22 protein-coding genes are annotated in these 17,950 nt (G+C 68.8%); 11 read left to right on the top strand and 11 right to left on the bottom strand.

Annotated features, from left to right (window positions below; all coding sequences use genetic code 11):
• The first annotated feature begins 65 nt into the window (after window positions 1-65).
• A complete protein-coding gene (locus ACOEQ2_RS10880) occupies window positions 66-437 on the top strand; it encodes a hypothetical protein (RefSeq protein WP_419728003.1) in 372 nt (123 codons plus the stop codon).
• Between the two features lie 46 nt (window positions 438-483).
• Here the strand turns inward: ACOEQ2_RS10880 and ACOEQ2_RS10875 are convergent, their stop codons facing one another.
• A complete protein-coding gene (locus tag ACOEQ2_RS10875) occupies window positions 484-756 on the bottom strand; it encodes a DUF3297 family protein (RefSeq protein WP_419728002.1) in 273 nt (90 codons plus the stop codon).
• Window positions 753-2,135 carry a purine-cytosine permease family protein gene (locus ACOEQ2_RS10870; RefSeq protein ID WP_419728001.1) on the bottom strand — a complete coding sequence of 461 codons (1,383 nt, stop codon included), beginning with the start codon at window positions 2,133-2,135 and terminating at the stop codon, window positions 753-755. The genes ACOEQ2_RS10875 and ACOEQ2_RS10870 overlap by 4 nt, the downstream gene beginning before the upstream one ends.
• Window positions 2,136-2,261: 126 nt before the next feature.
• Between ACOEQ2_RS10870 and ACOEQ2_RS10865 the strand changes: the two genes are divergently transcribed.
• From ACOEQ2_RS10865 to ACOEQ2_RS10845, 5 genes are all read left to right on the top strand, one after another.
• On the top strand, window positions 2,262-2,687 hold the full coding sequence (locus ACOEQ2_RS10865; RefSeq protein ID WP_419728000.1) for an OsmC family protein: 426 nt from the start codon (window positions 2,262-2,264) through the stop codon (window positions 2,685-2,687).
• Between the two features lie 258 nt (window positions 2,688-2,945).
• Complete coding sequence (gene ahcY / locus ACOEQ2_RS10860) at window positions 2,946-4,253, top strand: adenosylhomocysteinase (RefSeq protein WP_419727999.1); 1,308 nt, start codon at window positions 2,946-2,948, stop codon at window positions 4,251-4,253.
• A 442-nt stretch (window positions 4,254-4,695) separates the two neighbouring features.
• Complete coding sequence (locus ACOEQ2_RS10855) at window positions 4,696-5,070, top strand: hypothetical protein (RefSeq protein ID WP_419727998.1); 375 nt, start codon at window positions 4,696-4,698, stop codon at window positions 5,068-5,070.
• Between the two features lie 127 nt (window positions 5,071-5,197).
• Window positions 5,198-5,962: a bacteriorhodopsin gene (locus ACOEQ2_RS10850; protein WP_419727997.1), complete on the top strand. Its 765-nt coding sequence runs from the start codon at window positions 5,198-5,200 to the stop codon at window positions 5,960-5,962.
• Window positions 5,963-5,965: 3 nt separating this feature from the next.
• Window positions 5,966-6,910: a Brp/Blh family beta-carotene 15,15'-dioxygenase gene (locus tag ACOEQ2_RS10845; protein WP_419727996.1), complete on the top strand. Its 945-nt coding sequence runs from the start codon at window positions 5,966-5,968 to the stop codon at window positions 6,908-6,910.
• Here ACOEQ2_RS10845 and ACOEQ2_RS10840 read toward each other — a convergent pair.
• Genes ACOEQ2_RS10840 through ACOEQ2_RS10830 form a run of 3 tightly spaced genes read right to left on the bottom strand, consistent with a single transcriptional unit; the run spans window position 6,861 to window position 8,717 of the window.
• Window positions 6,861-7,538: a phosphoribosylanthranilate isomerase gene (locus tag ACOEQ2_RS10840; RefSeq protein WP_419727995.1), complete on the bottom strand. Its 678-nt coding sequence runs from the start codon at window positions 7,536-7,538 to the stop codon at window positions 6,861-6,863. The two genes, ACOEQ2_RS10845 and ACOEQ2_RS10840, sit on opposite strands and share 50 nt — an antisense overlap.
• Window positions 7,535-8,314: an orotidine-5'-phosphate decarboxylase gene (gene pyrF, locus ACOEQ2_RS10835; protein WP_419727994.1), complete on the bottom strand. Its 780-nt coding sequence runs from the start codon at window positions 8,312-8,314 to the stop codon at window positions 7,535-7,537. The genes ACOEQ2_RS10840 and pyrF overlap by 4 nt, the downstream gene beginning before the upstream one ends.
• Window positions 8,315-8,321: 7 nt before the next feature.
• Window positions 8,322-8,717, bottom strand: coding sequence for a lipopolysaccharide assembly protein LapA domain-containing protein (locus tag ACOEQ2_RS10830; RefSeq protein WP_419727993.1), 396 nt, complete (start codon window positions 8,715-8,717; stop codon window positions 8,322-8,324).
• 292 nt (window positions 8,718-9,009) lie between these two features.
• On the opposite strand from ACOEQ2_RS10830, the gene ACOEQ2_RS10825 reads away from it, so the two are divergent.
• Window positions 9,010-9,303: a hypothetical protein gene (locus tag ACOEQ2_RS10825; protein WP_419727992.1), complete on the top strand. Its 294-nt coding sequence runs from the start codon at window positions 9,010-9,012 to the stop codon at window positions 9,301-9,303.
• On the opposite strand, the gene ACOEQ2_RS10820 is transcribed toward ACOEQ2_RS10825, so the two are convergent.
• Complete coding sequence (locus ACOEQ2_RS10820) at window positions 9,296-10,474, bottom strand: Fic family protein (protein ID WP_419727991.1); 1,179 nt, start codon at window positions 10,472-10,474, stop codon at window positions 9,296-9,298. The two genes, ACOEQ2_RS10825 and ACOEQ2_RS10820, sit on opposite strands and share 8 nt — an antisense overlap.
• Window positions 10,475-10,859: 385 nt before the next feature.
• Here ACOEQ2_RS10820 and secB point away from each other — a divergent pair, with 385 nt between their 5' ends.
• Both secB and ACOEQ2_RS10810 read left to right on the top strand, forming a co-directional pair.
• Window positions 10,860-11,312 (top strand): protein-export chaperone SecB, encoded by a 453-nt coding sequence (secB, locus tag ACOEQ2_RS10815; protein ID WP_419727990.1) that lies wholly within the window; start codon window positions 10,860-10,862, stop codon window positions 11,310-11,312.
• 39 nt (window positions 11,313-11,351) lie between these two features.
• The gene (locus tag ACOEQ2_RS10810; RefSeq protein ID WP_419727989.1) at window positions 11,352-12,827 is read left to right on the top strand and encodes a M20/M25/M40 family metallo-hydrolase; all 1,476 of its coding nucleotides are present in this window, start codon (window positions 11,352-11,354) and stop codon (window positions 12,825-12,827) included.
• On the opposite strand, the gene ACOEQ2_RS10805 is transcribed toward ACOEQ2_RS10810, so the two are convergent.
• From ACOEQ2_RS10805 to ACOEQ2_RS10785, 5 genes are all read right to left on the bottom strand, one after another.
• Window positions 12,814-13,470 carry an NrsF family protein gene (locus tag ACOEQ2_RS10805; RefSeq protein WP_419727988.1) on the bottom strand — a complete coding sequence of 219 codons (657 nt, stop codon included), beginning with the start codon at window positions 13,468-13,470 and terminating at the stop codon, window positions 12,814-12,816. The genes ACOEQ2_RS10810 and ACOEQ2_RS10805 overlap by 14 nt on opposite strands.
• Window positions 13,460-13,990: a sigma-70 family RNA polymerase sigma factor gene (locus ACOEQ2_RS10800; protein WP_419727987.1), complete on the bottom strand. Its 531-nt coding sequence runs from the start codon at window positions 13,988-13,990 to the stop codon at window positions 13,460-13,462. Before ACOEQ2_RS10800 ends, ACOEQ2_RS10805 begins: the two co-directional genes overlap by 11 nt.
• 13 nt (window positions 13,991-14,003) lie before the next feature.
• Window positions 14,004-14,498, bottom strand: coding sequence for a DUF1697 domain-containing protein (locus ACOEQ2_RS10795; protein ID WP_419727986.1), 495 nt, complete (start codon window positions 14,496-14,498; stop codon window positions 14,004-14,006).
• Window positions 14,499-14,534: 36 nt separating this feature from the next.
• The gene (locus ACOEQ2_RS10790; RefSeq protein ID WP_419727985.1) at window positions 14,535-15,269 is read right to left on the bottom strand and encodes a DUF1223 domain-containing protein; all 735 of its coding nucleotides are present in this window, start codon (window positions 15,267-15,269) and stop codon (window positions 14,535-14,537) included.
• An 82-nt stretch (window positions 15,270-15,351) separates the two neighbouring features.
• Window positions 15,352-16,428, bottom strand: a complete 1,077-nt coding sequence (locus ACOEQ2_RS10785; protein WP_419727984.1) for a threonine aldolase family protein — start codon at window positions 16,426-16,428, stop codon at window positions 15,352-15,354.
• Window positions 16,429-16,536: 108 nt separating this feature from the next.
• On the opposite strand from ACOEQ2_RS10785, the gene folD reads away from it, so the two are divergent.
• Together folD and ACOEQ2_RS10775 are read left to right on the top strand one after the other, a co-directional pair.
• Entirely contained in the window at window positions 16,537-17,409 is an 873-nt protein-coding gene (gene folD / locus ACOEQ2_RS10780; protein WP_419727983.1) for a bifunctional methylenetetrahydrofolate dehydrogenase/methenyltetrahydrofolate cyclohydrolase FolD, read from the top strand.
• A 110-nt stretch (window positions 17,410-17,519) separates the two neighbouring features.
• On the top strand, window positions 17,520-17,924 hold the full coding sequence (locus tag ACOEQ2_RS10775; protein ID WP_419727982.1) for a hypothetical protein: 405 nt from the start codon (window positions 17,520-17,522) through the stop codon (window positions 17,922-17,924).
• Window positions 17,925-17,950 lie beyond the last annotated feature (26 nt).

Below are 17,950 nucleotides of genomic sequence, written 5' to 3'. Positions count from 1 at the left end.
CAGCAAGTTGCCCCGCAGCTGGAGGCGTCCTGCCCGGCCGCGCGGCCAAATCCAGCCGACGCGGATTGTCACACGCTGTTTGGGTCTGGCGCAGCGGCGTCGCCCCGTCGTCCGGAGTGCGTGCGCTGTCGATCCTGGTGCCGCTGATGGCGCTGATGGCGCTGTTCGACACCGTGGCGCTCGGGCTGCTCGTGCTGCTTGGAATGATCGTGACGTGGGCTGCCACGCTGCTGCGATCCGGCGGTGGCGGGTCGCCACCCTACCCCGCCATCGCCCTGGCGCCGTTGCCGGTGGCGCTGCATGCCGCCCAGCGATCGGCGCCCTGCCTCGCGAGCGCCATTCTGGTGATGTTGAGGCCGCGGCCGGGGCGGAGCTGGTGGCTGATCGCCCGCTCCGGGGCGTGTCCGCGACGTTCGGCGGCGGGCTGGCGGCGGTGACGCTGCTGCCCGGCCTGGCGGTTGCGGTGGCGCTCGCCGTGCTGCCTCAGCCCTCGGCCGGTGCCTCGCCGTCGGACGCCGCATTGCGCAGGTAGGGCTCCACCGTGCCCTGCAGCTTCATCGTCATCGGGTTGCCGTCGCGACCCACCGTCTTGCCGACGGCGACGCGGATCCAGCCCTCGCTGACGCAATATTCCTCGACATTGGTCTTCTCGACGCCGTTGAAGCGGATGCCGATGCCCCGCGACAGCAGTGCCTCGTCGTAGTGCGGGCTCTTCGGGTTGATGGCGAGGCGGTCGGGCAGCGTGGTCGAGCTCATGCGGGAATTCCGGTCTTGACGGGTTTCGCCCGGGCGAAGCGGGCGGCGGCTGCATACCACAGGCCGGCGGCGAGGAAGCCCACATAGTAGCCGATGTCGGCGCCACCCAGCAGCCGCGCCACCGGCCCGGTATAGAGGTCGCTCGTCGAGAACAGCGCGATGGTCAGCACCGCAGTGACCAGGAAGATGGTGGCGCCGAGCGTCCAGCCGGGCGGGTCGGGTGCCGGATCCGCCTCGTGGGTCCGGCGCACGAGGTACCAGTCGGCGAGCACGATGCCGATCCAGGGCGCGATCCAGTACAGGGTCACCACCAGGTAGCTCGCATAGAGGTCGGCGTAGTGTCCGGCCCCGGCGACGGCCAGAACGTAGCCCAGGCTCGCGGTGACGATCGCGGCCAGCACGCGCGGCACCCGGATGCCGGCCGAGATCAGGCTGTAGCTGGCGGTGTTGTCGTTGACCGAGTTGCCGGTGATCGAGGACAGCGCGATCCCGGCCAGCACCACCGGTCCGAGCACTCCGGACGCGTGCTGCAGGCTGGCGATCACCGCGACCGGGGACGCCTCGCCGATGCCGCCCGCGGTCAGCAGACCGAGCAGCTGGAACGGGATCGCAGACCCCACCAGGCCAGCCATCGCCAGCCAGACCACCTTCGAGGGTGCCGTGTCGGCCGGCAGGTAGCGGGTGTAGTCGGACGAGTACGACGCCCAGGACAGGTTGAAGCTGGCCAGGATCGCGGTGGCGAGGACGAACACCGCGATCGAGGGCGGGTGTGCCGCCACCGGAACGCCGCCGGCCCGGACGACCACCAGGAGGCCGATCGCGCCCAGCACCACCAGCAACAGGCCGCCGAGGTACTTCTGCAGCGCCTGCACCATGTCGTGACCATAGATGCTGGCGACCATCTGCACCGCGGCCAGCAACCCGAGGGCCAGCCAGAACGGGGGTCCGAGCCCGATGGTGGCGACCAGGGCGATCAGGGCCGCCGCCGCCGGCACGTTGTTCACCGCGTCCCAGCCGATGCAGTAGATCCAGTTCAGGAACGCCGGCAGCCGCAGTCCCGATCGACCGAGTGCGCGTCGCGAGGACTCCATCTGTGGCAGGCCGGTGCGTGGCCCGATCGCCGCCGCCAGCGCCACCGGCAGGGCGCCGACCAGGTTGCCGACAAGGATTGCCGCCAGCCCCCAGCGGAAATCCAGCCCGAGATGCACCAGCAGCACGCCGGTCACCCAGCCCCCCGGACCGAGGTTCGGCGAGAAATGGCTCCAGAACACGCTGTCCAGGCGCATCGTCTTCAGCGCCACCGGAACCGGTTCGGACACCGTGTCGGCGCCCGTGCCCTCCATCGCGGGCAAAGGATGAGAGAGGCTGCGTGCCGTCATGATCGTCAGCCTCCGCCGGGTTCCGGCGATCATGCCAGGGCGACGCCGGTGAACAAGTGAGAACGCGCCGCGTTGACGGTTTCGGCATCCGCCGCTCCAGGCGGAGCAAGTGGAGGATTTAGATCCATGATCACGCATGGTTCGGCGGCCTGGGAGGGCGGCCTCAAGGACGGCAAGGGCAAGCTTTCGACCAAGAGCGGCGCGCTGTCCGACTACCCGTATGGCTTCGCGGCCCGCTTCGAGGGCAAGGCCGGCAGCAATCCCGAGGAGCTGATCGGCGCCGCCCATGCCGGGTGCTTCACCATGGCGTTCTCGCTGATGCTGGGCGAGGAGCACCTGAAAGCCGATCACATGGAGACCCGGGCCGACGTCACCCTGGAGCAGGTCGATGGTGGGTTCGCGATCACCAGGTCGCACCTGACGCTGACGGCGAAGATCCCCGGCATCGACCAGGCGAAGTTCGAGGAACTGACCGCCAAGGCCAAGGCCGGCTGCCCGGTCTCGAAGCTGCTGAACACCGAGATCACCCTGGACGCGACGCTGCAATCCTGAGCCTCCACTAAATCGGGGCGGCGGCGGGATGCCCGTCGCCGCCTCGTGCGGTCAGATCACGGCAGGGTAGGCCGTGGGTCGGCGGATCCACCCGGCCAAGAGCATGCGCAGGCCGCGCTGATGAAGTCGGCCCTCCCGGCGCGATGGGGTGCACGATCCAGCACGGTGCCCGGAACGTGCGCGGATTTCCGCTTTCCGTTAACCAGCGATATACGAACGCCCCTTATTCAATGTGCCGCCGCGCAAGAAGGACCGACCATGAGCCAGGACTACAAGGTCAAGGACATCAGCCTCGCCGGTTGGGGTCGCAAGGAGATCTCCATCGCCGAGGGCGAGATGCCCGGGCTGATGGCGCTGCGTGAGGAATTCGGTCCCGGCCAGGTGCTCAAGGGCGCCCGCATCGCCGGCTGCCTGCACATGACCATCCAGACTGCGGTGCTGATCGAGACCCTGACGGCCCTCGGCGCCACCGTGCGCTGGTCGTCTTGCAACATCTTCTCGACGCAGGACCAGGCTGCCGCCGCGATCGCCGAGGCCGGCATCCCGGTGTTCGCCTGGAAGGGTCTCGACGAGGAGGAGTTCTGGTGGTGCATCGAGCAGACCGTGCGCGGGCCCGCCCAGGCTGATGGAACGACCTGGGTTCCGAACATGATCCTCGATGACGGCGGCGACCTGACCGTGCTGATGCACGACAAGTACCCCGAGCTGCTGGAGGCCGTGAAGGGCATCTCCGAGGAGACCACCACAGGCGTGCACCGCCTCTGGGAAATGGCGAAGAAGGGCACGCTCAAGGTGCCGGCGATCAACGTCAACGACAGCGTTACCAAGTCGAAGTTCGACAACCTGTATGGCTGCCGCGAGAGCCTGGTCGACGCGATCCGTCGCGGCACCGACGTGATGATGGCCGGGAAGGTCGCCGTGGTCGCGGGTTACGGCGATGTCGGCAAGGGCTCGGCGGCGTCGCTGCGCAATGCCGGCTGCCGCGTGCTGGTGACCGAGGCCGACCCGATCTGCGCGCTGCAGGCGGCGATGGAGGGCTACGAGGTCGTCACGATGGAGAAGGCCGCACCGCGCGGCGACATCTTCGTGACCGCCACGGGCAACGTCGACGTCATCACCATCGACCACATGCGCGACATGAAGCACCGGGCAATCGTCTGCAACATCGGCCACTTCGACAGCGAGATCCAGATCGAGGCGCTGCGCAACTACGTCTGGGACAACGTCAAGCCACAGGTCGACGAGGTCGTGTTCCCGGACGGCAAGCGGCTGATCCTGCTGTCGGAAGGCCGCCTGGTGAACCTCGGCAACGCGACCGGTCATCCGTCCTTCGTGATGTCGGCCTCGTTCACCAACCAGACGCTGGCGCAGATCGAGCTCTGGACCGCGCCCCCGGGCAAGTACGAGCGCAAGGTGTACACGCTGCCGAAGCACCTCGACGAGAAGGTGGCGCTGCTGCATCTCGCCAAGGTCGGCGCCGAGCTGACGAAGCTGTCGGGCAAGCAGGCGGATTATCTCGGCATCCCGATGTCGGGCCCGTTCAAGCACGACCTCTACCGCTACTAGCCGCAGCGGCCGCCACACCAGCCGGAATCCCATTGGCGGCCCGTCGACCCTCTCGCCCTGGTCGCGGATCACTACGTCGGCCGCGCGTGCCGGCGACCCCCGGCGTGACGGGGTCGTTCCTTTCATGCCCTGCGGCGCAGCCTTGGTGACGACGCATCGCGACGGAGTGCGGGACGTGCCGACGGTGGCGCCCGCCTCCGAGGTCACGAACTGGGCTAGCTGGTCGTGGCGGCGGTTCGCGCCGTCCTCGGGCACGTGCAGGATGCGACGATCGGGCTCCGGTGGCGCGGCTCGATGCATCGACTTCCACCGGGGCGGCCCGAACTGACGCCCTCGTTCTCATCACGATCAGCGGCGAACATCGGAGCGTCACAGACCCGCCTTTGTTTCGACTGGATCGGTCCCATCTTATGAGCATCAGCGAATGGCCAAGGAGGCGACTATGCGCAAATCCCTGATGGTGGCGACGGCAGCTCTCGGTCTGGTCGGTGCGGTTTCCGTATCGAACGTGGCGGACGCACGGCCGGGCTATGGTGGTGGATACCGTGGCGGTTACGGCGGCGGCTATCACGGCGGGTATCGCGGTGGCTACGGATATCGTGGCGGCTACGGTTACCGGGGCGGATACGGCTACGGCGGATACGGCCTGGGTGTCGGCCTGCTGGCCGGAGCGGCATTGGGTGCTGCGGTCGCGGCGCCGTACTACGGCTACGGTTATGGATATCCGGCATACGGCTATGGCGGTTATCCGGCCTACGGCTACGCGCCGGGAACCGTCGTGTATGCCGCACCAACCTACGGCTATTACGGCTACTAAGTCCTCGGAACAGTTGACGATCGCGGCACCGTAGAAAGTTGCGGTGCCGCGGTCACGAAAGCGAATGGCGGGCAACCGGCCTGTCGAGACTCCCTTATCAGGCAACTGAAACAGGGAGAAATACCTCATGAGTTCACAAGCCTGGCTCTGGCTGACGACAGTGATCATGACACTGGGCGGCCTGGGCATTCTGCTTGTCGGCAAGCGCCGGACCCCGACCGAAGAGCTGCAGACGGTCCTGCATGGTATCGTCCCGATCATCGCAGCATGCTCTTATTTCGCGATGGCCGTCGGACAGGGCGCCGTAACGCTTCCAATCCTCCCTGGTGCAGCGGCGGCTTCGGTTGGTGACACGCGCATCTTCTACTTCGCGCGCTACATCGACTGGTTCTTCACGACGCCCCTTCTTCTGGTGTCGCTCGCCATCAGTGCGATGCATGCCGGCCCGAAGCGCAGCGGTGCGATCACCGGCATCGTCCTCGCCGACGTGATGATGATCGTGACAGCGCTGTTTTTCGGGTGGTCCGAGATCCCGGAATTCAAGTGGATCTGGTTCGCCATTTCCTGCGTGGCATTCCTTGGCGTCTATTACGTCATCTGGGTATCGCTCATGGAAGCGAACAAACTCGAGCGTGACGACGTGCAGACACATTACCGCCGCAGCGCACTGTTCCTGTCGGTGGTCTGGTTCATCTACCCGTTCGTCCTGCTGGTTTCGCCCGACGGTCTCTATGCGATCGGCGATACGGCTGCGATCGTCGGGATCCTGGTCATCGATACGTTGGCGAAGGTGGTTTACGGCTTCATGGCGGTTGCGGCCGACGGCCGGATCACCGAACGCGATTTGGCCTCACGCACCACGACCACGTCGACCACGCGCGTCGCTGCCTGATCGATGAACCGGGGCGGAGGCCTGCTGATCGGCCCGGCATCGGCACCCGCTCCGGCCACCACGCTGACCCCACCGATCCTGGTCATGCTGTTGGCCGCTTCCGTCGCTGGAACCGCGCTGCTGCCACCAGGACCGCAGATCCTCACAGCCTTGCTCGTGATCATCGCGCTGGGGGTCCCGCACGGCGCCCTCGATGGCGAGTTGGCGCGGGAGGCCCTGAGGCCCGGGTTCGGCCGGATCTGGTTCCTCGTGTTCTCGACGCCCTACCTGCTTCTGGCCGGACTGGTCCTGATCAGCTGGCAGGTGGCGCCGACCGCGACCCTGGTTGCATTTTTCGCGGCCTCGGTCTGGCACTTCGGCTCCGAAGAGACGTCCTCGCCATCGACGGTCGAGATCCTGGCCCGGGGCGGCCTGCCGATCGGCATGGCAGTCCTCGCCCACCCGGTCGCCACGGCAAGCCTGTTCGCGACCATCTCGCACACCACGATGGCGCAGCCACCGGCCTGGATGTGGTTCGGCTCGCTCGCCTGGCTCGGGTACGCCGGGCTATGGGCTGGCCGGTGCGCCGCTGCAGGCACTGGAAATCGCCTGATCCTGCCGGGCGTGCTTGCGTGCGTGTTCCTGGCACTGCCGCCGCTGACGGCTTTCGCAATCTATTTCGTCTGCATCCATGCGCCTGCGCATACCCGTGCGGTGATAACGGACCGCATGCGAGGTCGTCGGGTTCATGATGTCCGCAGCGCAGTCCTGCTGTCGCTGCCGGTGACGGCGCTGACGCTGATCCTCGGCGCAGCGCTTTGGCCGCTCTATTCCGGTCCGCCCGACCAGCGCCTGCTCTCGCTGACCATCCAGGGCCTGGCGGCGCTGACCTTGCCGCACATGCTGTTCGAGGCCTGGCTCACCCGGCGGGTGAGGATACCGCGCCCGGGCCACCTCGCGCCGCGCTGACGAAACGCCGGATCAGGTCCGCATCCTTCTGACCGGGCCGGCTCTCGACACCCGATGAGACATCGACCGCCGGGGCGCCGCTGGCTGCGATCGCAGAACCGACATTGTCGGCCGTGAGGCCACCCGCCAGCAGCCAGGGCGCCGGCGCCGACCAGCCCGCCAGGATCGACCAGTCGAACGCCACCCCGTTGCCGCCCGGCCGGTTGGCGTCCCGGGGCGGGCGGGATTCGATCACCAGGCCGTCCGCCCGGCTCTCGCGTGGCAACTGTTCCCGCCCGCTCACGCCATGCGCGAGCCAGACCGGCAGCCCGAACCGGGCACGTACGGCCGCCGCGCGATCGGGATCGGTGTAAAGTTGCAGGATCTCAAGCGGCACCGTCTCGAGCACCAGCGCGATCTCGGCATCGTCCGGCTCGACGAACAGACCCACCGACGGTATCCGGCCCTGCAACCGGGCGTGCAGCCGTGATGCCTCGCGCGGCGTCACGACACGCGGCGATCGTGCGAAGAACACGAAGCCGACCCAATCGACGCCGGCGTCGATCGCTGCATCCAGCCCGACCTCATCCCGAATGCCACAAACCTTCACGCCGACACGCCGCACACCGGAGGGCGCTGCACCGCTCACCGGCGATCAACCCGGGCATTGAAGGCTGCATGATCCTCGGCCAGCGCACGCGCAATCCGGGCTGCCGCGTCGGCGGGATCGGCGTCACGGGTGATCGGCCGCCCGACGACGATCCAGTCCGCGCCGGCCCGTTGCGCCTCCTCCGGCGTCATCACCCGCTTCTGGTCACCGACCGCCGCACCGTCGGGCCGCACCCCCGGGACCACCAGGCAGGGATCGTCGCCGAGCATGTCGCGCAACGCCGACACCTCGTGCGGGCTGCACACGAGACCATCCGCTCCGGCAGCGATCGCCAGCCGGGCGAGGCGCAGCACCTGCTGCCTCGGGCCGCCGGACACGCCGGTCGCGGCCAGCGCTTCGGAGTCCAGGCTCGTCAGCACGGTGACCGCCAGCAGGATCGGACGCTCACCCTCGGGCGCGCTGTCGTCGATCGCCTGCCGGGCTGCGGCCACCATGGCGGACCCGCCGGCGGCATGGATCGTCAGCATGGCGGGGCGGACCGGCGCCAATGCGCGCACGGCGCTCGCCACGGTATTCGGGATGTCGTGCAGCTTCAGGTCGAGGAACAGCCGGCGCCCCTGGGCCAGCCGGACAGCCGCGTCGAGCCCGCAGGCGTAGGTGAATTCCAGCCCGAGCTTGATCGCGCCGCAGGAGGGTCCGGCGGCGGCGATCCAGCGCTCGGCCTGCACCGGGTCGGTGGTGTCGACGGCCAGGATCACCCCGGTCGCAGGTCGAACCCCGGACGCTTGCCGCCTCGCGTGTGCGGCGCCCGCCATCGCCTCGTCAGTAGGACGCAGGCGGCAGGCCCGCCGGGACGATCGTCGTGCCGCCGGGATGCATGCTGCCCTGATAGGTTGCCACGCCGTTATTCGCCACGTCATGCGCGACGTTCTGGGCCACCGACTGCGCCAGCTGCCCGCGCAGCTCGGCGATCTGGGTCTCGAGCGCCCGGACCTGCTGCTCGGCACGGCGCGCCCGGCGGCGTTGGCGGAGCTCAGCGAACCACACCATCAGCGCACCGAGCAGGAAGAACAGCACCGCCGAGATCAGCGTCACCACGCCAGGCGACGACTGCCAGGAGTAGCCAGGCAGCAGCATGGCCTGCGGCGTCTCGTTGAACAGCACGAAAACGACCAGCAGGATCAGGAAAGGAAGCGTAATGATCAGGCGCAGCATCATCGGCTCCTACCGGTCGAACGGCCACTCGGCAAGCGGGCCGGCCGGAAGCCGATATGGCTCGCCGAGGCAGCTACCGCCATCGTTCAGCATCAAATCGGAACGGATGCAACGCAACGGAGGTTCCACCGGGCCCTGGGTGTCGAGCGTGCCGCTCATTCCGGTGGCTGGCGCCCTCCGCCCGGACACACTTGCATCGCACGCCGACGGCATGATCTCGTGCTGGTCGACGGCATGGTCCACGATCGAGCGACGAGGCAACGCCACATGAGCCCTTGCCAATGAGTTCCGGCGCATGAGCGACGTCGTTCCATTCCCGCGGCAGGGACGGTCCGGCGAGGACAGCCTCTGGGCAGTCATGGCGGAAGCCGGCCGGATCAGCCGCATTGCCGAGATCTTTCCGAGCCGCGACGCGGCACTGGCCGACCGTGCCTGGCGAGAGTCGCAGGTCAAGGCCTACGCGCACTTCCTGCGCAGCACCCGGCAGCCGATCCCGCGCTACAGCGTGGCGCCGATCCGTCGGGCCGACCTGCCGCGAAGCTGGACTCCGCTCCCGGCCCTCGGGTTCCTGCGCAGCCGCTTCATATAGCCTCGGCACCTGCGGCCGCGAGATCGGCAAACCCGGTGGGGGCCCAGCTGCCGCCGGTCAGGGTGGCCAGTGTTCCGCTGACGATGAAGATCCGGTTGCGCCGGTTGCTGGAATGCGGCGTCACGATGCCGAGCCGCTGCAGGGTGGCGACCGCGGCATTGGCGGTCTGGAACGACACGCCGAGCATGGTCTGCGCCGCCCCGACGGTCAGCACCGGCACGCCAAGCGCCAGCTCGGCAAGGCGGCGCGCCGTCGAGTCCGAGCGCAGGGAAAAGAGGTCCGCAGCACGGGCGCGTTGCAGGCCTTCGGTGCGGTCGAGGCGCGCGGTGGCACCATCCGCCGCCTCCGCCAGCCGTTGCAGGAAGAAGCCGACCCACGCTTCCCAGTCGCCGGTCGACCGCAATCCCGCCAGGGCCGTCTCGTAGTGCTCGCGCCGGGCTGCCAGCGTCTGGGCCACGAACAGGGGTGGCCGGTTTTCCGCCGCGGTCATCAGCGGCATCAGCAGCCAGGCCAGCTGGCGGCTCCCTTGATCGAACGACGACAAGCACTCGACCTTGGCCACGACGAGAGCCATCCGCACCGGCAGCGGCAGCCTCGGCGGATCGAGCAGAAAACGCTCGAGGTCCTGAAGCCCGGCGCCGGGCTGCACACGCGACGGGACCTGGCCGTCACCTGACCAGCCGGGCTCCCGGCGTCGACCGTCCGAGAGTGCGATACCGGCAGAGGTGCTGCCGGACTCGCCCAGCCCGAGGAATAGCAGCCGGTGCAGATCCTGCAGCAGCCCGGCCGTCAGCGCCCCGGTGCCGTTCGCACGCACACGCTGAAGCCCAAGCTCGAAGGCTGCGACCCCATTCACTGACGGCCGCAGCGACCGCGGCGCGGCCCGATCCTCGGACGCCTCGAGCACCAGCAGTCGCAGCAGGTTGTCCGACGCGGTGCCGCCGAATCCGCCAGGAAGCTCATGACGGGCGGCGGAGGGCTGTGGCAGGGCCAGCGCCAGGGCGTCGAGCCGGCTCTCCGCACGCATCAGGCTGTCGCGATACGGCACCGTCCGAAGCCTGGCGCGCAACGTGCTGCAGGCATCGACCGCCTGTTCGAGCGGCGCCAGCGCTGCCGAGAGGGCGAGGCTCCGAGGCAGCTGCAGCAGACCTGCATCAGCATTGATCTGCATGTCCATTTTTTGGTACCGCCCGTCAATGACTGGACCTCTGATCATGCGATGAGGATGGTCCATTATCGATCCGAAATTTTCTCCGGATCGATCATCCTGCTACGGCCGTCCGCCCTGATCGGATGCAGTGCGATGCGGCAACTTGCAGCTTTTCCGACGTTTGTTTCGGCACGGGCCTGCGAAACCCGGTTCATACCCTCGCCCGCCCGGATGGCCTCCTGTAGGCTCGTGGCATTCACCGCTCCGAGGCGACCTCATGTCAGACTCACCGACGGGAAGTGCCGGGCATCTGCCCCAAAACCTGGCACCTCAAAACCTGGCACCCCAAAGCTTGGCGCCCCAAAGCTTAACGCCCCAAAGCTTAACGCCCCAGGGCCTGGGGCCGTTGATCCTGAGCAATCAGTACGTTCGCGACCTGAACTTCCGGGTGCCCGGAGCACCCGCGATCTATGCGCTGCAGTCGCAGCTGAAGCCGCATGTCGCGCTGAACCTCGACATTCAAATCAGGCAGGCCCAGGAGAACCACCCGGTTTTCGAGGTCGCGCTGATCATCCGGGCCAACGCCATGATCCATCAGCCGGTGGAAGGGCAGGACCCGCCGGGCGTCGCGTTCACCGTCGAGCTGGCCTATTGCGGCATCTTCACCCTGCAGAACGTCGCGGCGACGGAGGTCGAGCCGCTGCTGCTGGCGGAGTGCCCGCGACTGCTGTTCCCCGCGGCCCGCAACGTGCTTGCCGACATCACCCGCGAGGCCGGCTTCCCGCCGGTGCTGCTGCAGCCGATCGACTTCGTGGCGATGTGGCAGGCGCGCAAGCAGGCGCAGAGCCAGGCCGCCTGACCGGCTGACAACCGGCGGGCGTCGGTGCAGACTGCACCGATGAACGCATCCCTTCCCCCCATCACCGGGGCCGGCACCGGCCCTGCCTCGGCACTCCACCATGTCGACAGCCAGCTCGAGGCGAGCCTGGAGCGGCTGTTCGCGCTGCTGCGGATCCCCAGCATCTCCACCCAGCTGGAGCATGCACCGGACTGCCGGCGGGCGGCCGAGTGGCTCCGCGACGACCTGCAATCGCTCGGCTTCCAGGCGAGCGTCCGCGACACGCCCGGGCTGCCGATCGTGGTGGCGCATGACCGCTCGGCCAGTGCCGCGGTCGAGGGTGCGCCGCACGTACTCTTTTATGGCCATTACGACGTGCAGCCGGTGGACCCGCTGGATCTCTGGACCAACCCGCCGTTCGAGCCTGTGCTGATCGACGCGCCGGCGGTGGACGGCGTGACGCCGGACCGCTGGATCACCGCGCGCGGCGCCTCGGACGACAAGGGCCAGGTGATGACCTTCCTGGAGGCGCTGCGGGCGATCCGGGCGGCCGACGGCAGCTACCCGCTGCGCATCTCGATCCTGCTGGAAGGCGAGGAGGAGAGCGGCGGCCCGAGCCTGCGCCCGTTCCTCGAGGCCCACGCCGACGAGCTCCGCGCCGATTACGCGCTGATCTGCGACACCGACATGCTGGGCGACCACACGCCGGCGATCACCACGATGCTGCGCGGCCTGGTCGGCGAGGAAATCATCATCACCTGCGCCGATCGGGACCTGCATTCCGGCCTGTACGGCAATGCCGCGCGCAATCCGCTGCACCTGCTGGTCGAGATCCTGGCCTCGCTGCGGGACGCCGAGGGTCGCGTCACCCTGCCCGGCTTCTATGACGACGTGGCGCCGCTGCCGCCGAGCGTGAAGGCGAGTTGGGAGCGCATCGGTTTCTCCGACGCCGAGCTGCTCGGCCCGATCGGACTGTCGATCCCGGCCGGCGAGGCTGGCGATTCGGCGCTGGAGCAGACCTGGGCGCGGCCGACCTGCGAGATCAACGGCATCACCGGCGGCTATGGCGGCGAGGGCTTCAAGACGGTGCTGCCCGGCAAGGCGTCGGCCAAGGTGTCGTTCAGGATGGTCTCCGGGCAGAACCCGGAAGCCGTCCGCGATGCCTTCCGGGCGCATGTGCGGTCACGCATCCCCGCCGATTGCAGCGTCGCGTTTCGCTCGCATGGGTGTTCGCGGGCGAGCAGCCTGCCGATCGACAGCGCGTCGCTGCGGGCGGCGCTGGGCGCACTCGGCGAGGAGTGGGGCACCGAGGCGGCGGTGGTCGGCAGCGGCGGCTCGATCCCGGTGGTGCGCGACCTGCAGGAGGCGCTCGGGATGGACAGCCTGCTGATCGGGTTCGCCCGCAACGACAACCGCATCCACTCGCCGAACGAGAAGTACGACCTGTCGAGCTTCCATCGCGGCACCCGCTCCTGGGTGCGCGTGCTCTATGCGCTGGCCGCCGGGGCTCCCGAGGGCACGCCTACCAGCGTGTGAGCCGGGGCAGCAGCAACCTGGTGATCACGCACACCAGGCCGCAGCCGACGCTGTACCAGACGGCGATATAGAGCGGATCGTCGGAGGGGCAGGCGAACACGAACACGAACGCCCCCCAGGCGGCCGACGCGATGCCGACGCTCCATGATGTCGCGGCGCGCTCGGTGGCGGCACCCCGGCGCATCAGCAAGCCGAGTGCCACCAGCGGGGGCACCGCCAGCAGCACCATCCGATAGGCGCATTGCAGGCCCTGCCGCCAGTCGAGCCGTGCCGTCAGGGTCGTCGCGTGGCTCCCGGGGCCGGAGCCCAGGCCGACGAGCACGAGCCAACCTGCGGCCAGCGACACCACGACCAGGCCGAGCAGCCAGGCGAGCGGCCGGGTTGCCGACTTCTCCGGGGCGAAGGACAGCAGCGCGGCAGTCCCGGCGAGCAGGGCGATCAGGCCCAGGCAGCCGAGCCGCCACCAGAAGGACGGCTGCTGCATGCCATGTCCCATGTCCGGGCGCATGCCGCTCATCTGCAGGAACAGCACCAGCTCCGCCAGGCAGACGGCGGCGAGGATCAGCCCCTCGCGGCGCACGTCGCGGGGCCGCACCGGCGCCAGGTCGGTGGCCAGGCGGTCGATCAGCACGTCAATCGGCATCGGAATGCTTCCCGACCAGGGCGGTCAGCCGGCCGAGGCCGCGATGGATGTTGACCTTCACCAGCGACATGGTCTGGCCGGTGCGGGCGGCAGCCTCGGCGATGCTCAGCCCCTGCAGCTTGACCAGGCGGATGACGTCCGCCTGCGCCGGCTTCAGCTCCCGCAGCAGCCGCTCGAGCGAGCTCGCGCTGGTGACCGCGTCCTCGTGGCCGGACACCGAAATGTCGTCGGTCAGCGCCTCGGTCGGCGCCGACTTCATCGCCCGCAGCCGGTCGATCCACTTGTAGCGAGCGATCGCCGCCAGCCAGGGCCCGAACGGCCGGGTCGGATCATAGGTGTGACGCTTCTCGTGCACTGCCAGCAACGTGTCCTGGACGGCATCCTCGACCATCGGCGGTGGCAGCCGGCGCGCAAAATACCGGTGCAGCCAGGTGTCGATCTCGCCGAGCAATTGCCGGTAGCGCACGGCGTCGCCGGCCTGCGCCGCCGCCATCAGCGCGCTCCAGTGAAGGTCGCTCACGGCGATACCGGTTTCAGCCGCACGCCATGGCGGCGAGCCGGGCGACGGTGTTGATGTTGCGTGCGGTGCCGCGAGCCGCCGCCGGGATCCGGAGCTTCGAAGCGCCGATGCCGGACCCGTAATGGACATAGATCTCGCGCCGGCCGATCCGAAGCTGCTCGTCATCGGCGCGGCCCGTCACCTGGTCGAGCAGGCCAGGCGATGCCGGCTCGTCCAGGAAGATCACCGTGACGCGGTTGCCAGGCGCCTGGCGGAACGGGTTGGCGTCCAGGATTTCGGCCAACTCGGGGCCCGTCCGCACCAGGATGCCGGTCGCCAGGCGATCCTGCAGTGCGGCCTTGATCGCCGCCTCGTCCAGGTCGCTCCTGAACACCACGTTGCCGCTGGCGATGTAGGTCTGGACCGCGTCCAGCCCGGCATCCTCGCAGATCGCCCTCAGCTCGGACATCGCCAGCTTGCCGGTCCCGCCGACATTCACGGCGCGCAGGAGGGCCACGAACCACATCATGCGATCGATGATACATCGATATGGCCGATCGGGCACTCAGCCGCGTGCGGCGGCGATGATGGGTCCGCCACCTGCCCCCTGCACCAGCACCGCGGTGTCCAGGCCGGGTAGGCGGGGCGCCGGCAGCGGATAGATCCGGGTGCCGCCGGTCCAGCTGCCGAGCGGCACGAGCTCGCGCACCACGTTGCGGTGCGGCAGCGTGCGACCGGCGTTCTCGCCGCGTCGGATCGGCACCTGGATGATCCGCGGATCGTAGCGCACCAGCAGCACCGTGATGCCAGCGCCCGTCTGTGCCGCCGGCAGCGTCCCGGACACGGTGACGTGGTCGCCGGCGATGGTCACGCCCGGGCCGTCGGTGCCGCGATCATCGCTGCGGATCAGCGCATCGAGTTCGTTCCGCTCGACGCCGACCACGTCGCTGCGACCATTCACCACCACCTCGGGCGTGAACACGTTGGTGCGGCCGAACCCGGCGGCATAGTCGTACTGGCGCCGGGTGAAGGCCGGGTCGTCGAAGGTGTCCTTCCAGCCCAGACTATCCCAGTAGGTCACCTGCCAGGACAGGGTGAGCAGATCGGGACGGCCGGCCAGCGCCATCACGTTGGCATTGGCCGGCGGGCAGGACGAGCAGCCCTGGCTCTGGAACAGCTCGACCACGGTCGGATGGGCGGCGTCGGCAGAAGCGGCTGGCCTGGCGCCGGCGAGTGTCGCTGCGGCCAGGACGCCATAGGCGAGACGGCTCCGGCGCTGGAGCCTGGTGGTCGGCGTCATCGGCTGCATCCTTGTCCGACGAAGCCGCTCCACCAGGGGGCGACGATCGTCGCAAGGGCATCCGGATCAGCCGGCCTGCTGGTTACACGACAGCAGGTTCCAGGACAGCCGCGTCGAGCAGCGCGTCGACATCGGCGGCCTCGGTGTCCAGTCCGGTCACCAGCCGCACCGAGGCCGTGCCGGCTTCAAGAGTCTGCCCGGCCGGCAGGTACCAGCGATAGAACAGGAAACCGGCCGCCTCCAGCCGGCCGATCACCGGCTCCGGCAGCACCACGAACACCTCGTTCGATTGCACCTCGTGCAGCAGCCTGGCGCCGCGGATCCGGACCAGCCCCTGCGCCAGCCTGAGCGCCATGGCGTTGGCCTGGCGTGCGTTGCGCAGCCAAAGGTCGTCCGACAGGTAGGCGATCAGCTGCGCGCTGAGGAACCGCGCCTTCGACCACAGATGCCCTGCCCGCTTGCGCCGGCGGGCGAATTCCACTGCGAGATCGCGCCGGAAGAACACCACCGCCTCCGCCGCCATGGCACCGTTCTTGGTCGCACCCAGCGACAGCACGTCGACACCGGCCTTCCAGGTGATCTCGGCCGGCGAGCAGCCGAGCGTTGCCATGGCGTTGGCGAAGCGGGCGCCATCCATGTGCAGCGACAGGCCGAGCGACTGCGCCGTCTCGCCGATCGCCTGCACCTCGTCGAGGGCATAGACGGTGCCCCATTCCGTTGCCTGGGTGATGGTGATCGCGGTGGGCTTGCTCTTGTGCACGCCGATCGCGCGGCTGGCCTCGAGATGCGCGCGCAACGCCGCCGGTGACAACCGCCCGTCGTAGCTCGGCAGGCCGAGCAGCTTGGCGCCGCCGGTGAAGAACTCGGGCGCGCCGCACTCGTCGGTGTCGACATGCGCGGAGCTGTCGCAATAGACGGCGCCGTAGGGCGGCACCAGCGCCGACAGCGCCAGGGCGTTCGCCGCGGTGCCGGTGGCGACGGAGAACACCTCCACCTCCGTCTCGAACACGTCGCGGGTCAGTGCTGCGAGCTGCGCCGTCCACTGGTCGCCGCCATAGGACGGCACGGCGCCGGTGTTGGCTTCGACCATGGCGGCCATGATGGCAGGGCTGACAGGACCGACATTGTCGCTGCCGAAATTCTTCCGTATGGGCTTCATGCGCCGCATCCTGCCCGCATCGTTCGCCGGTTTCCAGCCGCGACCCGGCAACAATTTCCGGCCCCTGCCCCCGCTACCACATCAGGAACCGCATCAGGAGAGGCGCGCATGACCGAGACACGGCTGATCGACGGCAAGGCCTATGCCGCGCGCCTGACCGCCGAGATCCGCACCGAGGTGGCGCAGCTGGGCGAGCGGCACGGGATCGTCCCCGGTCTCGCCGTGGTGCTGGTCGGCAACAATCCGGCGAGCGAGGTGTACGTCCGCAACAAGGTCGCGCATACCGGCCAGGTCGGGATGCGGTCGATGTCGCACGTGCTCAGCGGCTCGACCACGCAAGCCGAGCTGCTGGCGCTGATCGACCGGCTGAACGACGACCCGGCGGTGCACGGCATCCTGGTGCAGCTGCCTTTGCCGCGCGGCATCGACAGCGCGATGATCACCGGCGCGATCAACCCGGCCAAGGATGTGGACGGCCTCGGCCCAATGAATGTCGGGCTGACCACGCTCGGGCTGCCGGGGCTGGTGCCCTGCACGCCGCTCGGCTGCCTGCTGCTGCTGCGCGGCGAACTCGGCACCCTGAAGGGGCTGCATGCGGTGGTGGTCGGCAAGTCGAACCTGGTCGGCCGGCCGATGGCGCAGCTGCTGCTGCAGGAGGAATGCACCGTCACGGTGTGCCATGTCGCAACCGCGGATGTGGGCGCGCTGGCCAGCCAGGCCGACATCCTGGTGGTCGCCACCGGGCACAAGGGGCTGGTCAGGCGGGAATGGATCAAGCCGGGCTCGACGGTGATCGATGTCGGCATCACCCGCGTCACCACGCCCGAAGGTCGCACGCGGCTGGTCGGCGACGTGGTGTTCGAGGAGGCGATGGGGCGCGCCGGACGCATCACCCCGGTCCCGGGCGGGGTCGGGCCGATGACCATCGCCTGCCTGCTGCGCAACACCCTGACGGCGGCGCAGCGCTCGATCATCAGCTGATCGCCGGCGCCTGCATGGCCGCCTGCGAGGGACGCTTGAAACGAACCGGGGGGAAACCCGTTGTCGTGCGTGCTGCACCATGCAGAACGTCTAGCTCCGAGGAACCTCCAATGAAGTCCGCGACACTGTTCGCCGCCATCGCCTTCACGGCCCTGGCCGGCGGCGCCTACGCACAGGACACGACCGGTACCACCACCACCGGTGCGACCGCCCCAGGCACTCCCACGACCACCGCTCCCGCGGCGGGCGCTCCGGCGACCGGCATGAATGGCCCGGCCACGCCGGCCGACCACAACCAGGCCGTCGCCACGACCGCCGCCGATACCGCCACGCCTGCGAAGGGCGCCAACAGCTTCACCAAGAAGCAGGCGGCCCACCGCATCCGCAACCACCACTTCACCCAGGTGAAGGATCTCACCAAGGACGATAACGGCGTCTGGCACGGCACCGCGATGCAGAACGGCAGTCCGGTGAAAGTCTGGGAAGACTACAAGGGCAGCGTCGGCACCGAGTGATCGCGGCGATCGTCCGGCAACAGAAA

Source organism: Lichenicola sp. (assembly GCF_965198575.1).
GTDB lineage: Bacteria > Pseudomonadota > Alphaproteobacteria > Acetobacterales > Acetobacteraceae > Lichenicola.
Note: the sequence above shows the minus strand (reverse complement) of the source record. Positions and strands in the feature narration are given on the sequence as shown.

Coding starts and splice junctions, on each gene's coding strand:
- ACOEQ2_RS10875 (WP_419728002.1), bottom strand. CDS start 756: ATGAGCTCGACCACGCTGCCCGACCGCCTCGCCATCAACCCGAAGAGC.
- ACOEQ2_RS10870 (WP_419728001.1), bottom strand. CDS start 2,135: ATGACGGCACGCAGCCTCTCTCATCCTTTGCCCGCGATGGAGGGCACG.
- ACOEQ2_RS10865 (WP_419728000.1), top strand. CDS start 2,262: ATGATCACGCATGGTTCGGCGGCCTGGGAGGGCGGCCTCAAGGACGGC.
- ahcY (WP_419727999.1), top strand. CDS start 2,946: ATGAGCCAGGACTACAAGGTCAAGGACATCAGCCTCGCCGGTTGGGGT.
- ACOEQ2_RS10855 (WP_419727998.1), top strand. CDS start 4,696: ATGCGCAAATCCCTGATGGTGGCGACGGCAGCTCTCGGTCTGGTCGGT.
- ACOEQ2_RS10850 (WP_419727997.1), top strand. CDS start 5,198: ATGAGTTCACAAGCCTGGCTCTGGCTGACGACAGTGATCATGACACTG.
- ACOEQ2_RS10845 (WP_419727996.1), top strand. CDS start 5,966: ATGAACCGGGGCGGAGGCCTGCTGATCGGCCCGGCATCGGCACCCGCT.
- pyrF (WP_419727994.1), bottom strand. CDS start 8,314: ATGGCGGGCGCCGCACACGCGAGGCGGCAAGCGTCCGGGGTTCGACCT.
- ACOEQ2_RS10830 (WP_419727993.1), bottom strand. CDS start 8,717: ATGATGCTGCGCCTGATCATTACGCTTCCTTTCCTGATCCTGCTGGTC.
- ACOEQ2_RS10825 (WP_419727992.1), top strand. CDS start 9,010: ATGAGCGACGTCGTTCCATTCCCGCGGCAGGGACGGTCCGGCGAGGAC.
- ACOEQ2_RS10820 (WP_419727991.1), bottom strand. CDS start 10,474: ATGCAGATCAATGCTGATGCAGGTCTGCTGCAGCTGCCTCGGAGCCTC.
- ACOEQ2_RS10810 (WP_419727989.1), top strand. CDS start 11,352: ATGAACGCATCCCTTCCCCCCATCACCGGGGCCGGCACCGGCCCTGCC.
- ACOEQ2_RS10805 (WP_419727988.1), bottom strand. CDS start 13,470: ATGCCGATTGACGTGCTGATCGACCGCCTGGCCACCGACCTGGCGCCG.
- ACOEQ2_RS10795 (WP_419727986.1), bottom strand. CDS start 14,498: ATGATGTGGTTCGTGGCCCTCCTGCGCGCCGTGAATGTCGGCGGGACC.
- ACOEQ2_RS10790 (WP_419727985.1), bottom strand. CDS start 15,269: ATGACGCCGACCACCAGGCTCCAGCGCCGGAGCCGTCTCGCCTATGGC.
- ACOEQ2_RS10785 (WP_419727984.1), bottom strand. CDS start 16,428: ATGAAGCCCATACGGAAGAATTTCGGCAGCGACAATGTCGGTCCTGTC.
- folD (WP_419727983.1), top strand. CDS start 16,537: ATGACCGAGACACGGCTGATCGACGGCAAGGCCTATGCCGCGCGCCTG.
- ACOEQ2_RS10775 (WP_419727982.1), top strand. CDS start 17,520: ATGAAGTCCGCGACACTGTTCGCCGCCATCGCCTTCACGGCCCTGGCC.